Source organism: Candidatus Paralachnospira sp. LCP21S3_A2, from assembly GCF_052118925.1.
GTDB lineage: Bacteria > Bacillota > Clostridia > Lachnospirales > Lachnospiraceae > Lientehia.
The window spans coordinates 59,004-75,422 of record NZ_JBQKGG010000012.1; the positions used below are offsets into that span (position 1 = coordinate 59,004).

10 protein-coding genes and 1 pseudogene are annotated in these 16,419 nt (G+C 47.3%); all 11 read right to left on the minus strand.

Going from position 1 to position 16,419, the window contains the following annotated elements:
- Positions 1-171: 171 nt before the first annotated feature.
- Positions 172-1,206 carry a calcium/sodium antiporter gene (locus tag ACTQ3K_RS09485; protein WP_441567383.1) on the minus strand — a complete coding sequence of 345 codons (1,035 nt, stop codon included), beginning with the start codon at positions 1,204-1,206 and terminating at the stop codon, positions 172-174.
- A 167-nt stretch (positions 1,207-1,373) separates the two neighbouring features.
- A complete protein-coding gene (locus ACTQ3K_RS09490) occupies positions 1,374-2,489 on the minus strand; it encodes a peptidylprolyl isomerase (protein WP_441567385.1) in 1,116 nt (371 codons plus the stop codon).
- Positions 2,490-2,643: 154 nt separating this feature from the next.
- On the minus strand, positions 2,644-6,165 hold the full coding sequence (gene mfd, locus ACTQ3K_RS09495) for a transcription-repair coupling factor (protein WP_441567386.1): 3,522 nt from the start codon (positions 6,163-6,165) through the stop codon (positions 2,644-2,646).
- 4 nt (positions 6,166-6,169) lie between these two features.
- Positions 6,170-6,742: an aminoacyl-tRNA hydrolase gene (pth, locus tag ACTQ3K_RS09500; RefSeq protein ID WP_441567388.1), complete on the minus strand. Its 573-nt coding sequence runs from the start codon at positions 6,740-6,742 to the stop codon at positions 6,170-6,172.
- 13 nt (positions 6,743-6,755) lie between these two features.
- Entirely contained in the window at positions 6,756-8,210 is a 1,455-nt protein-coding gene (locus tag ACTQ3K_RS09505; protein WP_441567390.1) for a TrkH family potassium uptake protein, read from the minus strand.
- Between the two features lie 62 nt (positions 8,211-8,272).
- Positions 8,273-9,628, minus strand: a complete 1,356-nt coding sequence (trkA, locus tag ACTQ3K_RS09510) for a Trk system potassium transporter TrkA (protein WP_441567391.1) — start codon at positions 9,626-9,628, stop codon at positions 8,273-8,275.
- Between the two features lie 629 nt (positions 9,629-10,257).
- Positions 10,258-10,557, minus strand: a complete 300-nt coding sequence (locus ACTQ3K_RS09515; protein ID WP_441567393.1) for a type II toxin-antitoxin system RelB/DinJ family antitoxin — start codon at positions 10,555-10,557, stop codon at positions 10,258-10,260.
- A gap of 305 nt (positions 10,558-10,862) precedes the next feature.
- Complete coding sequence (locus ACTQ3K_RS09520) at positions 10,863-11,144, minus strand: type II toxin-antitoxin system YafQ family toxin (protein WP_441567395.1); 282 nt, start codon at positions 11,142-11,144, stop codon at positions 10,863-10,865.
- The gene (locus ACTQ3K_RS09525; RefSeq protein WP_441567397.1) at positions 11,141-11,413 is read right to left on the minus strand and encodes a type II toxin-antitoxin system RelB/DinJ family antitoxin; all 273 of its coding nucleotides are present in this window, start codon (positions 11,411-11,413) and stop codon (positions 11,141-11,143) included. The genes ACTQ3K_RS09520 and ACTQ3K_RS09525 overlap by 4 nt, the downstream gene beginning before the upstream one ends.
- Before the next feature lie 310 nt (positions 11,414-11,723).
- Entirely contained in the window at positions 11,724-12,242 is a 519-nt protein-coding gene (locus ACTQ3K_RS09530; protein ID WP_441567399.1) for a hypothetical protein, read from the minus strand.
- Between the two features lie 16 nt (positions 12,243-12,258).
- Positions 12,259-16,176 (minus strand): annotated as a pseudogene (locus ACTQ3K_RS09535) (leucine-rich repeat domain-containing protein); the annotation flags it as partial.
- Positions 16,177-16,419 lie beyond the last annotated feature (243 nt).

The following is a 16,419-nucleotide window of genomic DNA, read 5'->3' on the forward strand; positions in this document are numbered from 1 at the left end:
TTCGATTATACCATATGTTAGCCAGGGCGTAAACATCAGTTCGATAACTTGGCAAAAATTTGCCCGCCTAACTCATCACTAAAGTAACGAGAATGCGGCGGGCAGTTATTCAACCTATACTTTACTTGCCAACTATATTTTACTCTAAGATTTCCCCGCTTCCCTGCCTTTCTATGCAATGCCCCAGAGTGCCAGATACCAGGTAAGCTTCGTACTTACGATCACCAGATATGCCAGATACAGCACAAGCATCACAATGCCCTGCCATTTATGAAATTTCTTTGTGATGATCGTCGGCACCGATGCGATCAGCGCGACCAGAATGGCGACCGGGAAATCCAGATAAAGATTCTGGGCCGAAACCGGAAGCTTTCCGCCGTAAACAAACGCACAGATTGCCGGGATCAGCGTGGTGTCGATGATATTTGCACCGATGACATTTCCGACCGACATGGAAGACTGCTTTTTTACAACTGCCGTAACCGCGGTAACCAGCTCCGGGAGAGAGGTTCCGATGGCGATCATCGTCACGCCGATCACGGCTTCCGAAACACCCCAGCTCCGTGCAATTTCACTTCCGTAATTCACCAGGAGCCTGGAACCGAGAACAACACAGACTACGCCAAGAACGATCATGGCGATATGCTTTCCTGTCGTTTCCTTATCCGGCTTTTCCTGCTCAGCCTCTGCCGCCGTCTTTTCTCCCTTCGCAGACCGGATATTTTCAAAGATGAACAGCGCGAATACCACCAGAAGACAGACCGCACCGCCGATAGAAAGAAAACCGCCCGCACTGCATATAAACAGCACCACAACGGCCGCAAGGAGGCAGATCGCTTTCGGTGTAAATTCCCTTCGTTTGACTGTCATCTTCACGAAAATAATACTGATGGACATGATCAGCGCCGTGTTGCAGATCACCGATCCGATGCCGTTTCCGATGGCCATGCCGACCTTACCCTGCGAGACCGCCAGATAATTTCCCACACCGGATACCAGGATCTGATGTCCCTCCACCGCTGCCATAGTGGAAACCATGATCTCCGGCAGCGTTGTTGCCAGGCTCACAATGGTGGCTCCGATAATAAATTTCGGGATTCCCGTCACCTCTGCGACCCATACCGCGCCATCCACAAACCAGTCACCGCCCTTTACGATCAGGACCACGCCGACTGCAAACATCACATACAGCAAAACCGTTTCCATTCTCCGTACCTCCATATCCGATTGTCTCGTCTCAGGATACTTCTTCATTTTCCTGATCAGTTGTTTTGTTTCACAGGACGTAATATCATAAAAGAGGGAGCGTGTCAAGGCGCGAAAATCAGCGCCCGGAATCAACCGCTCCCTCTTTTCATTTCTTCACCTGTTCCCTAATTCCCTGCTGTCTCAGCTGCAGAGGTTTCCTCTGCCTGAGTCCCGGCTGCGGAGGTTTCTGCATTTGTTTCCGCTGCGGAGGTCTCGTCTGCTGCGGTAGTTTCCACAACATACAGGGACTTGTCGAAATTGATCACATCCCAGACTTTTTCTTTCACCTTAAATTCGGGAAGAGCCGCAGCCCATTCCTTGTAGGTTGTCTGGAACTGCTCTGTCTTTCTTTTCTCAACGATGGTAGGCTTTTCCTTCTCTGTCGCTTCTTCATCAAAATCGGTATCACAGCGAACTACATACCAGCCATAGCCTTCCTCGTATACGCTTCCGATCTCGCCGGTCTTCAACTCCATCCCATAATTACCGACTGTGTTATCGAAGTCTCCCTCACCATAGGTATTGGTAACAAAGGTACAGTTATCATACTGATCGGCCAGGGTACTCATATCCTCTCCGGCCTCTACCTTAGCCTGAAGCTCTTCAGCCAGGGTCTTTGCCGCATCGGCGTCATCGCCATCGGTCACCCGGATATAGCTGATGGTACGCTGAGCAGCTTCCTCGTCACTTACCTCGGTATCTACATCCTTTACCGCATATTCATAAGCCTTCATGGCAAGAGCATTGTTTGTCACAAACTCCTTGATTCGATCCTCGCTGATGTTGCCGACAGCTGCTTTTAATTCTTCGCTTCCGTCGAGCTGACCCATAATATCGGCTACAGCAGCATCAACCTTCTTCTGTTCGTCCTCGTCCAGCGTCAGCCCCAGCTCCTCAGCCTTTGCCTTTAAGATATAGGTCTGGCCGATTCCGCGCATGATATTCTGCTTGGTATAGGCCGCCAGAGTCGTTCCACTTTCCATTCCCATGCTGCTTCCCAGGTCTTTTTCCCACATTTCATCGATGCTGTATCCGTTTAAGGAATAATACATCTCACTGCTGTACTGGCTCAGCCGCGCCTGAAAATTGGCTTCATCAAGATAAATATTGGTGTCTCCCAGCGTTGCAACAACGGTTGTGGCATAATCATCGAAAGAGATCTTCTTGCTTCCGCAGCCGGCTGCTCCCAGTACTGTGACTGCCGCCAGCGCGATTGCCAGCCCTCTCTTTAATCTGTTCATAATCTGAATCCTCCTAGTATTCCCTGTCGTCATGTGCCGCTCATAAACGTTTTCCGTTTTTTCGATGCCCTGATCCTGCCCATTCGTTTCATGAACAGAATGCCTGCACAATCAGTTTTCATTATAATACGAAACCCTGAAAACGGCAACTCTTTTATGAAAGCAGCAGCTCTTTTATGGTATTTAACAGGATCTTCACCTTTTCCAGCATCTGCCTCGGCTCTTTGTTCTCTTTCTTCCGGTCCTGCAGGACAAAAACCGGAGGATTTGTGCTGGCCGGCCGCAGCGCTCCGCTGTAAGCCTTCAGAAGCTCCGGAAGCTTTTCCACGTTAAACGGCGCCTGTTCATAGAACGAAATCCTGACCTCCTGGCGGTTTCCGGAAATCTCCGTCACATAAACCCTGTGCGCCGCCGCCTTCAGAAGCGCGATCTCCAGCAGATTTTCCACGGCGCGGGGCGGATCTCCGAACCGGTCAGTCAGCTCATCCGTCATGTCCATGGCTTCCTCTTCTGTCTCAACCGCCGAAATCCGCTTGTAGATTTCCAGCTTCTGCACCTCATTCTTCATGTAAGAGGGTGGAATATAGGCATCAATATTGAAGTCGATAACTGTCTCAAACTCCACCTTCTCTTCTCCGCCCTTTAAAGCTCTCACGGCCTGATTCAACAGCTTGCAGTACAGGTCATAACCGATAGCCTCCATGTGGCCATGCTGCTCCGCACCAAGAAGATTCCCCGCGCCGCGGATCTCCAGATCCCGCATGGCGATCTTGATCCCGGAGCCAAGCTCTGTAAATTCCCGGATCGCTGCCAGCCGCTTTTCCGCTTCCTCCTTCAACAGCTTGTTGCGGCGGTACATAAGGAACGCATACGCTGTCCGGTTGGAACGTCCCACACGTCCGCGAAGCTGGTAAAGCTGAGAAAGACCGAACCGGTCCGCATCATGGATAATAATGGTGTTTACATTGGAAATATCCAGACCGGTCTCGATGATCGTAGTGGACACCAGGACATCGATCTCCCCGTCAATGAAATCCATCATGATCTTTTCCAGCTGACGCTCGCTCATCTGTCCGTGGGCATAAACCACATGGGCATCCGGCACAAGAGCCGCGATCCGCCCGGTGATATCCTCAATATCCTTCACCCGGTTATAGACATAATAAACCTGACCGCCGCGGGCACGCTCCCGCTCAATGGCCTCACGGACCATTTCCTCGTTGTATTCCATCACATACGTCTGGATCGGCACGCGGTCCATGGGCGCCTCCTCCAGAACGCTCATATCTCGGATCCCTACCAGACTCATGTGAAGCGTCCGGGGAATGGGGGTTGCCGTCAGTGTCAGCACATCCACGTTTTCCCGCAGCTTCTTGATCTTCTCCTTATGAGCCACACCGAACCGCTGCTCCTCATCGATAATGAGAAGCCCCAGATCCTTGAATTTCACATCCTCAGACAGTACCCGGTGAGTTCCGATAACGATGTCCACCAGTCCCTTTTTCAGATCCTCAATGGTCTTTTTCTGCTCTGCCGCCGTGCGGAACCTGGATAGCAGCTCAATCCGTACCGGGAAATTCATCATGCGCTGGACAAAGGTATTGTAATGCTGCTGCGCCAGGATCGTCGTCGGGACAAGATAAACCACCTGTTTGCTTTCCTGGACGGCCTTAAACGCTGCCCGGATCGCGATCTCCGTCTTTCCGTAGCCCACATCACCGCAGACCAGCCGGTCCATGATCCTCGTGCTCTCCATATCCCGCTTGGTGGCTTCGATGGCTGCCTCCTGATCCTCCGTCTCCTCGTAGGGGAACAGCTCCTCGAACTCCCGCTGCCATACGGTATCGGGGCCGTACTGAAAGCCGTCCGTCTGCTGTCTTGCCGCATAAAGGGCCACCAGATCCTTTGCGATGTTCTTGACCGCGCCCTTAACTCTGGACTTGGTCTTTCCCCATTCCTGGCCGCCTAACTTATTAAGCTTCGGCGTTTTCGCCCCGGCTCCGGCGTATTTCTGAACCAGCTCCATCTGGGTGACCGGCAGATACAGACAGCCGTTCCCCGCATATTCGATTTTTATATAATCCTTGACGATCTTATCCACCTCGATCTTTTCGATCCCACGGTAAATGCCAAGTCCATGATTTTCGTGAACCACGTAATCACCCACGGAAAGCTCGGAAAAGCTCTGGATCTTCTTGCCCTCATAGGAAGTTTTCTTCCTCCTTTTCTTCTTTCCGCCGCCGAACATATCGCTCTCCGGGATCACCACAAACCGGATCAGCGGATATTCAAAGCCCCGGTGGAGATTTCCGTAAAGGACGCAGATCTCCCCCGGAAGGATCTGTTTGTCCTGCTCCTCGCTGTAATAGGCACGCAGATCATACTGCTCCCTCAGATCCTGTGCCAGCCGCATGCCCCTTGTTTTTGAAGCGCAGAGGAGCGCTACCCGCCATCCCTCTTTCTTCCAGCGCTTTAAATCTCCCACCAGCAGCTCAAAGCCGTTATGATAGGAATTTCCGTTTTTCACCGTCATGAAGCCGCGTCTTTTCACCGGAAAGGCCCGCTGCTCGAGGATCGAAAAGGCCACGGTTCTCGGCCGTTCCATGGCCGCCGCCACAGAAGAGGACGAATAAAGAAGATCTGTCTGTCCGGGAAGAAGATAGCCCTTTTCCAGCCGTTGTCCCATACTCTCCCGAAACTCAGCCTCCAGGGCATCCGCCCGCTCCAGGATCCTGGCCGGCTCATCCAGAAATACCGGCGCATCGGCTCCGAAATAATCCAGGAAGGACACCGTAGCCTCACAGAAATACCGGATACAGCCCTCCAGTGCCCCAAGAAAGCAGCCCTCGGAAAGCCCTTCGCACATCTCGTTTACAATGGTGCCGACCCGATGGGCCTCCTCCCGCTTTTCCCCGGAAAGAAGCTTCTTTTTATATTGTTCCAGTTCTTTTTTTAATGCCCCGATCCCATGCTCCAGCCGCGCCTTTGTCAGCACCAGCTCCCTCGCCGGATAGACCTTCAGGCTTTCCAGCCGTTCGATCGACCGCTGGCTCTCGGCATCAAAGGACCGGATCGAATCGATCTCATCCCCCCACAGCTCGATACGTACCGGATTTTCCTCCGTCAGCGGATAAAGATCCAGGATCCCGCCCCGGATGCAAAACTGTCCGCCCTGCTCTACCTGGCCGCTGCGCTCGTATCCCATAAACACCAGTGTTTCCTTCAGCTGATCCAGATCCAGCTCTCCGCCCTCCTGAAGCTCCAAAACGCCCGCTCTCAGATCCTCCGGCGTCATGAGATGGTCCATGCAGGCATCAACCGTGGTGATGACCGTTCCGTGCCCTGTTTCCAGGAGTGTTTTCAGTACACGGAGCCTCTTTCCTGTCAACAGGCTCCCCTGAATATCAGCACTGTAAAATAAGAGGTCGCGGGCAGGGTACAGATAAACCTCCGGATCAAAATACCGGTAATCGTCATAAAGCTCCTGTGCCCTGGTGTCGCTGTAGGTCACCACCAGCTTTAAGGGATAATCCTTTCCCAGCATGGCCATCTCATGGGCCTTCTGGGTATCTGTACCGCCACTTACAGAAACAGGACCTCTGCCTTTGCAAAGGTCCTCCTTGGTATCTGCGTATTCCGAAAGCTCCGGCAGCGGATCATAAAATGAACCGGCCATTCCATCACCTCTGTTTCTTCATATTAAACCGGTTCATGGCCGCAGCCATCTCCCCGCTCACGATCATGGCCGCAGCATCTGCAGCCTGTTCCAGTCCTTCCCGGATCATCGGAAGCTCCTCTCCGGAAAAATGCCCCAGCACATAGTCCGCCAGATCCATTCTGGGCGGCTTTGCGCCGACTCCGACCCGGATCCTGGGAAACGCATCACTCCCTACCCGCGCGATAATGCTCTTCATGCCGTTATGACCGCCGGCACTGCCTTTTTCACGGATCCTGAGCTGTCCTACATCCAGGTTAATATCATCATAGATTACTAAAAGTCTCTCCGGAGGCAGCTTATAATAATCCAGCACCTCTCTCAGACTGTCACCGCTTAAATTCATATAGGTCAGCGGCTTGACCAGGATCACCTTTTCTCCCTCGATGATCCCTTTTCCAATCAGAGCCTTGTGCTTTCCCGTGTCCACGCTGATCCGGTATTTATCCGCCAGCTCGTCCAGGGCGCCAAAGCCCACATTATGCCTCGTTCCCGCATATTCCTTTCCGGGATTTCCAAGGCCGGCAATTACAAACATAGTTTTCTCCTGTCTAAGCGTTTTTCCGCCAGGTGGAGGGAACGAATAAGATCAGCATGGGGAACAGCTCCAGCCGTCCTGCCAGCATACAGAACGACAGCACCAGCTTCGAGAATGCCGAATAGCCGGCAAAGTTTCCCATGGGTCCCACAGCACCCAGACCGGGCCCGATGTTGCCAAGCGCCGCCAGAACGGAGGAGATCGTCGTCTCCATGTCATAGCCGTCCAGCGAGACCACCAGCATGGCCGTTATGGCAATAATAATATAGGCCGCAAAAAAAATCAAGATACCCTTGATGATCCCGTCCTCAAGGATCCGTCCGTCCATCCGCGCTGCATGAACCTTCCGGGGCTGGATCAGTCTCGTAAACTCCTGCTTGATGGATTTAAACAGAACCAGAAGACGGCTCACCTTAATTCCGCCTCCGGTCGACCCGGCGCAGGCACCGACCACCATGAGCATTAAAAGAATCGATTTACTGAATGTGGGCCATATATTGAAGTCTGTACTGCTGTAGCCGGTGGTCGTCATGATCGAGGACACCTGGAAGAACGCGGAACGGATCGCATCCGGCCAGGATCCGGCATAATTAACCCGTGCAATATTCAGGGTGATACAGGTCACGGTTCCCAGAATGATTGCCAGATACAGCCGCAGCTCCCCGTTTTTCCAGACATCCTTCCACTGCTTTTTCAGCAGCAGATAATACAGGCTGAAGTTCACTCCGAATAACATCATAAAGATCCCGATGACCCACTCCGCCGCCGGATTGTTATAGGCGCCGACACTGGCGTTCATATTGGAAAAGCCTCCGGTTCCCGCACTGCCCATGGAATGGATCAGGGAATCATAAAGGGGCATTCCCGTAAACAGCAGACAGATCACATGAAGCACCGTCATCCCGAAGTAGATCAGATACAGGATTCTGGCCGTTTCCTTTAATTTCGGAACCACCTTTCCCGGTGTCGGTCCGGGGCTCTCCGCACGCAGAAGCTGGATATTGGAGCCGTCCATGTTGGAAAGAAACGTAAGGACAAAAACCAGCACCCCCATCCCGCCGATCCAGTGGGTAAAGCTCCGCCAGAACATGAGCCCGCCGTTATGTAATCCCTCCACGTTGGAAAGGATCGTTGATCCGGTGGTCGTAAATCCGGATACGGTTTCAAAAAAGCAGTCCACAAAGCTGTTAAAATAGCCGCTTACATAGAACGGCACGGCACCGAACAGCGCCAGCACGACCCAGCAAAGCGCCACGGCCGCCAGCCCCTCCCTGGGCTGCATCCGCTTCACCTTCGGCTTCCGGAAGTTTAACATTCTTCCGAGCACCGCAAGCGGGATGATCGCATAGAGGAAATAACTCCAGTCATTCACTCCGGTCTGGAACGACACGAGCATGGGCAGAAGCATGAGCGCCGCCTCGCACCACATGACATTCCCGATCATATAAAACACAAGGGGAAAATTCACGATACTGTACCTCTCCTGTTATGATGTCCGGTTTATGGGACGATTTCCCGCCCGGAAACCACCTATTCAAAAATATCATTCAGATCATTGACATTGGATGATCTTGTGATCACGATCACGTTATCGCCCACCTGGATACTGTCACTGCCGCCGGGAATCAGGATCTCGCCGCCTCTTGCAATGGCCGCCACAAGGAAATGCTTCTTAAAGTGCACCTCACGGAACGGTTTCCCCAGATTTTTCGTTCCCTCTTTTACAATAAACTCCAGCGCCTCCGCTTTTCCGTCGGCGATCCGGTAAAGAGTCTCCACATTACTTCCGATGGAATTCTGAAGCGCACGGACATAACGGATGATCTGCGCCGCCGTGATATTTTTCGGGCTGATGATGGAATCCACCCCAAGGCTCTTTATGATACTTTCATAGTTTCCGCGGTTGATCTTTGCGATAACCTTCGGTACCTTAAGTCTTGTGGCAAACAGAGCCGTCAGCAGATTTTCCTCATCTCTGCCGGTCAGAGTCACCACTGCGCCGGAGGCTTCCACATGCTCATCCTCCAGTACCTGCTCATCCGTTCCGTCGCCGTGAATGATCGCACAGTCGGGAAGCAGTTCGTCCAGTTCCTGGCAGCGTCTCCAGTCCTGCTCAATGATCTTGATCTTCATGCCCAGCCGGCTCATACCGAGTCCCAGATAGTAGGCAATCCTGCCGCCGCCGATAATCGTTGCGCTCTTGACCTGCTTCTGGAATTTTCCTTCGTATTTAAAGAATTCCGCGATAGCTGCGGGCCGTCCTGCCACATACATAAGATCCCCGTCCTGAGGTACAAAGGTTCCATCCGGAATAATGACCTCTTCGCCGCGCACCGCCGTTCCGAACAGCACCGGCAGCTTCACTGCACTCATGATCTCCGACAGCTTTTTCCCGATGATCCTGTCCCCGGCGCAGACACGGAACGCCACCAGCTCCACCTTGCGCGCTGCAAAGGTCTCCACGTTGATCGCATTGGGAAAGCGCAGCACTCTTCCGATCTCATTGGCAGCCTCCAGCTCCGGGTTGATGACCATGCTGATCCCCAGCTCCTGCTTTAACACCGTCACCTCATGCGCATACTCGGGGTCGCGGATTCGTGCCACCGAATTCTTCGCACCGAGACGTTTCGCCGTCAGACAGCATAACATATTCATCTCATCGCTGGATGTGGTCGCAATGATCAGATCCGCCTCCCGCACACCGGCCTCCAGAAGCGCACTGGTGGACAGTCCGCTGCCCCTCACACAGAACAGATCCAGATGATTTCCCGCCCGGTCCACCACGTCCTGGGACCGGTCGATGATCGCCACATCGTTTCCCTCCTTGGACAGATGCTCCGCCAGCGTATACCCCACTTTACCAATACCCACAATAATAATCTTCATACCCGTTTCCCGTCACTTTCACCTCTCAGGATCCTCCCTCGAATCCTGTTTTTCCTTCTCCGCGCGCCTTTCGCCGCGCCCTTCCTGCATCACTCATACAGGCTCCCGTCCAAAACGGACAAAGAGCCGACATGATATTATTATATCGTTCCCCACGGGAAATGACAACCGATTCAGGGATTCTTTATGGATTCTATATATGGCCGGAAACAAAGACAAGACACCGACCGGAAGAACCGGATCGGCTTTTATTCTCCTTCCAATCTCCGAACAGAAAAAAGCCCCTCCGTCTGCCCCTGCTCCACAAAGGCAACTCAAGTATGTGCCTCTTGTGGAGTACGGGCGACAGAGGGGCGTCTGAAATAATCAATCAGATAGTTTCTGTAATTTTATCTACTCCATATCCATATTTATCAACTGCTTTATCTGGTCTCTCTTACTGTAAATCACTGCTGTTACCTGAACTTTATTTCGTTCATCATCTACCCAGTAGTAAACTAAAAAGTTCTTCACAACAATTTTTCAGCAGCCAACGGCGCCATCAGATCATACGAAATGTAGTGAATAATTTCTCTCATCTGCTCCAACGCCTGCCTGGTTACTTTTACTTCATATTCTTTATCCATACCCTACCGCTCCGTTTTCAACTGATCAAAAGCCTCCTCAACGGAAACCGAGTCATCCATTTTAGCCTGCATCAACCCAGTCTGCATCATTGTATCAAATTCTTCACTTGTTATGGTATCTCTTGCCGCAAGCTTATCCGGAATATCCAGAGAAAACGGCACTCCGCCTCTCATAATAACCTGTCTGTATGTCATATCAATGAACACCGATACCGGAATACCAAGCCTTTCCAGAATTGTCTCTGCCTGCTCCTTTATCTTCGGCTGAATACGTGCCGTAACATTTGCTGTTTTCACTGCCATAATATGCACCTCCCGATTTTCCTAATCGTACCACGTTGTATTTCTATATACAATACAATATTTGTTTTCTATCTTCTATTACTTTTATTTTTGTGACGGGAACAAACTACGGCGGAACTGGTATTTTGTTTCACAGCCCCCGCTCCATTTCCCATACCGGACAGCGCCTTATTTCCGGACAACAAAAGTCCCTCAGCCTTCTGACAATGGCACGGAGACGTCAGCCTTAACTTCGACTCACTTTGAAGAAAAGGGGCTATCATTTCTGATAGATGCTTTTTGAATTGTTATGCTGTTTTCTGAAATTACTTCTTGAATAGCTCTGAGTGTGCACCAAGCCTGTAGAGCATCAGCACTAAAATATTGTTCTGAATCTCATAAATGAGCAGCCAATCCAGTTCGATATGACACTCACGAACGCCTTTATAGTTACCCGTAAGATCATGATCTCTGTATTTTGCTTCCAGCGTACCGCCATTCGCCAGAATCTCAATTACCTCAAACAGCTTATCAAGATTCTTATTCTGCTTTTTTGCAAGCTTCAGATCTTTTTTAAACTGATTGGTAAACTGAACATCATATTTCATACGTCCAGCGCATCCTTAAGCGCATCCATACTGGAATATCTCGGAGCAGACGGACTATTCATTAACTTTCTGCCCTCTTCAATGGCAGCGGCTGTCGTATCATTCGGCGCCTCCAGCTTTAACTCAAACGGAATACCATGCTCACGGATAACGGTTCTCAGAAACATATTTACAGCAGTTGTCATGTTCAGACCAAGCTCATTAAAGATTTCCTCTGCCTGATCTTTGATCGCCTTATTTGTACGAATATTTAAATTGGTTGTTGCCATACTGAACACCTCCCTTTAAATATAGCATATCCAAATATTCGTTTATTGTCAACACATTGTCATTATATATTGTATTTTTAAAAAGACAAGACTAAGCGAGACAAATAATTCCAATTCTCCGCCCCGCCACTTTCCAAGCCGGACAGCATCTTATCTCCATACAGAAAAAGCCCCTCCGTCTTCCCCTGCTCCACAAAGGCAACTCAAGTATGTGCCTCTTGTGGAGTACGGGCGACGGAGGGGCGTCTAGCCGGTCAGTAATCTTCAGCTTTCTAACAATGAAACGGAGACGCCAGCCATAACTCCGGTTTTATTTACTGTAAAACCCACGCCTTCTCAGCGGCAGTTCCTGCCCCTGATAAACATTCGTAACAAAATACGGCCTTGGCCCATCTACCTCCATCGCAAACACGTCCATCTCAAGATCTGCCCCAAACGGTGCCAGCGAGGTATTAAAGTATCTACTGCCGATCCGCCAGTCCCCACTTGAAGTTCCAAGGCGCTTGATCTCCGGATCTTTAAACTCTCCCTTTCTCACAATCTCCATAATCTCAACCGCACGGGAACCACTGGTCGGTGCTTTAAACCGAATCACATCTCCCACAACCAGATCCTCCGGATATTTTCCTTTTTCCAGGTCCAGTTCCAGGCCGTTAACACCGATACAAGCCTTCCCATTCCGGTCAATAATCAGAAGATATACCTCTCCCGTCTGAGGAGATGGAAAAAATCCCTCCCTCAACAACCAGAAAATGGCATAAATGATCACCAATGCAAAAATCGGTGTTAGGAAACTATCCAGCGACAACTTGTGTTTTTTCTTCTTCATAGTTTAACCCCCCTTATTATTTTTCAATCGTGATACAATAATCTCCGCCGACTTCCTCCTTTTTCCCCTGTTCATCATATACCTGGATAATTATCATTCCGTCCTCTCTTTTTTCGAATCTCTTTTTAATTTCGGAAGATCCCTTCGCTTCAATCATCATTTCACGTTCTTGTTCCTCGATCACCTCCATTTTATCATTGCAGATTGAAATTTTCACCAACAATTTTTTATCTGTTTCAGAATTATTTTTTAATATGCTTCTCACAGTTAATCTGTCATCAATGCTATATTCATTATAGATAATTTTTAATGGTATTGTTTCATTATTTTCTTCCACAATATATTCGTTATTGGAATAATACCGCTCCTGATCTTCACATTTTACAGCCAGACGATATTTTGAATAATTGTATGTACTTATATCAATATCATTTTCCCATCCCTGCTTTCCAATAATACTACTTATAGTTTTCTGTTCAAGCAGTGACTCCTCCTCTCCGATTCCATACAGTTCAAGTTCCACATTATGAGCTGTACCCGTGCCGTTATTTTCTATTAAAGCTTTTAGTTTTCTTTTTTCTCCATCTCTCTCTATAGCCGCTTCGTTAATAGAAAGATCGTTGCACGGTATTTCTACTTCGTAATGATTATTGTCTTTCCTATCATCCTCCCGTCCTAACGGTTCCACCGATACCGTGTATCTCATATCCTTATCCCTTACCGCTAAATCACTCTTCCATTCAAGGATACCTGTATCTCCCTCCGGTAAATAATAATTCTTCTCGCAACTATACAGCACCGTTCCATCCGCATCTTGTACCTGAATAAGAACATTTTTAACAGGCTGGGTTCCATCATTTTCAATTTCGGCCCACATTTTTACTGCATTGTTTTCTGTTATATCACCAGTTTCATACCCTGCCCCTTTTACTACAAGATCCATTGTATCCCGTTCATAAAACGCAAGCAATTCATTATCACCGTACTTTTGTCCTCCATCCTCATCTTCCAGAACAAAAAAGCTGTCTGCCAGTATGAATAATCCATCTTGCTCCGATAAAATACCGGAGAAATTTCTGATTCCTCTATCTAAATCAGATATCCTTATTACATGAGACCACATCTCTGTGTTTTTATCATAGTACAGTTTATACAGCTCGCTCTTATATCCGTTACTGCAGGTCATCAAAATCACTTCACCCATTTCATTTGTAAGCACCTGTATATCTTTTACCGCACTAAAATTAAATTCCGATTCTATGGGCTTACCAGTGCCATTATCTCTTGTTCCTTTATATAACTTATTTCCGGAAATCCAGTACAATCCATTTCTTCCATATTGCAATCCGTAGTTTAAATCTGAATCTGTCTGCATCTTTTGGGACTGTCGATCGCGAATCGTATATATTTCCGTTGTTTGAAGGTCTTCATTCCATATGCTATACGCAATTTCATGACCTCCATTGATATACGCTGCATCGATTCCTGTTATTATCGGTAAACCATCACATACCAGTTCAACATCCGATATATTTCCATTATAATCCAGAACTGCACGCCAAATCATATTTCCACCCATCATTCCGGTTGGATCTCCTACGCTGTTTTCTACCCATGTCAAATAAATTTTATCTTCGCCCATGGTAAGCGTCTGCATCTGCTCATACCGGCCACTGGCTGTCAATGTCCTTATATTTTCAAATTTCTCTCCATCTAACACAGCGATATTCAAATTAGACCAATAAACAGCATCTTTAAGAGATATATCATCCGCTAAAACAACTTCCATATTCTGCCATATCAAACATACCTGTTTTCCATCAGTAATTAAACGTGGTGAAAAATCAGCAGTTCCGTCATCATCCACCTGACACGGTGTACTCCAGTATCCCTCTTCATCACAAATCGAATACATTAACGTTGTCTGATTTATCGCACTGCGCTCTCGATCCAGCCCCGTCCACACAGCAAGCTTTCTTCCGTCATCCAGCTCTATTAACTGTGGATCCGCATCATAATAATCCCAATCAATCGGATACATATCCCCGGTTCGAATCCGTGTTTTTTGTACGACAGGTTTTTGTTCCTCTTCAGTTCCTCGAACTTTCCAGTTATCTAGACTTAACTGTATTGGTTCTTCCATTGCATATAAACTTTTTTCTTTTTTATCATTTTTAACTGGATACAAATCAATGCTTTTTATTTCCCACTCTTTCTTCTGATTCACAAAATTAAATATATTATACTCAAAATAAAAATTTCCCTGGAATTTTACCTCTAATGCCTCATCTATTTTCTTCTTTTCCGTTCTTACTGTATTAGATAATTTCCCGGACAACCCTATTTCCGCATTCGCAATCCCGGATACCCCCACTCCAAGTCCAGCTTGCGGAGTCACGTCAAATCCTAATTCTCCTTCCACTCCAATTTGACCACTTGTATTACACTTTAAAAACAATTTTCCAGAAAGTCCGGCTGATAATCCAAATGTCATATAAAAAATCGGCGCCGGTGCAAACGGATATGTGCACTTTACTCCCAGTTCCGCAAAAAACACCACTCCGGATTTCAACAGATTTCCCTCATAGTCAAATTCCATATATCCACACATATAGGTTTGCATCTGATAACCTAAATTCATAGACGTTGGTTTTAACTGTTTTTTTATGTTCTGCACCAAATTCCCCGCATTGTTCTGATTTTTATTCAATGCAGTAACCACTTCTCTTGTTTGAAAATATACATCTTTTGAACTTTCAATTTTATCGTGATAAAAATCGCCAATTAATACCTCAAATCTCTCGTCTTTTTTATTGTTACTAATCTTTACATTCTTAAACAGATCATATCCATAAGAAAGTGGTAATTGGAATATCGGATATTCTGTTCCTAAAAAGTTTATGATCGGGCCATCTACTGTGATTTCTGTTGTAGAAACGGAACATTCTTTTAAGTTAATTCCCAGACTGTTCCAGCTTACTTCTTTTTCAAATACCGGATACAGTTCAATGGTATTATATACCCCTGGATTTAATATCGTCGTTGGAGCTTCGTAATCATAATACCCATACGCACTGCACCGAATCGATGCCCAGTCATTCTGACACCAGCTATCATGAATCTGAGCATAACCTCCACTGATATCTACTTTTCTCCCTCCGATTGTACAATAAACATCTTTCACTGGTTGTCTTGTTTTCGCATCCACAACCGTAATCCAAGTCATCGGTTCTTGGATATCTAATGAAACAAATGGAATATTATTAGCATTCGCATATGTTTCTGCCACAGAATCTCGATATCCCTTTATTGTTACATTTTTACTGTTCGTAAAGCAATTTTTACCAATTGATGTAATACTTCGCGGAGCTGTAACTCCATATAAATATCTACACCCCTTAAATGCTTCCTCTCCAATTGTTGTTATACTTTCCGGTAAAATAATTTCTTTTATATTGGAATAAGCAAATGCACCGTTCTCTACCGTTGTAATTTTACCTTTAAAAAGTATACTGTTCAACTTTGAACTACCAAAGCACTCCACAGGGATACAAGTTACATTTGAAGGAATCTCTATCGTCGATATTCCTGTATCATAAAATGCAAATTTACCAATTTCATTTACATTTGAAGGTATTTCTATTTTTTTTAAATTTTCGCACCACAAAAACATTCCCTTACTGATTTTTTTTATGTTTTTAGGCAAACGAATAGTTTCTAAGCTTTTAGCTCCTTCAAAAGCATTCTCTCCAATTTCTGTTACACTTTGCGGTATAACTAAATCTTTTAGTTTTTCGTTATACGAAAACGCAACATCGCCAATATAGGTTAATTGATTCCCCATAAATTTTATTGTTTCAAGAAATTTACATCCATAAAATGCTGATTCTTCTATTCTTGTTACATTAGCCGGAATTATCAGTGAACGGATCTTTGTATGAGAAAAACCTCCTCATATAATCAAGTGTTTTTTATTGAAAATTCAAGGTTTTTCAACCTTTCATATCTCAGTGAATAAGCCACAGCTATGAGCATTTCGATGTATCAGGTACTGAACTAGCGGTTGAATGGTATACGAAATAAAACGTCATTGATTTTCGCTTTACTGGCCTTGTGTATACCCTTCCCTCTATGGCAGCTAACCTCCTATATCCACCAGGATCATCTCTGTCTCCAG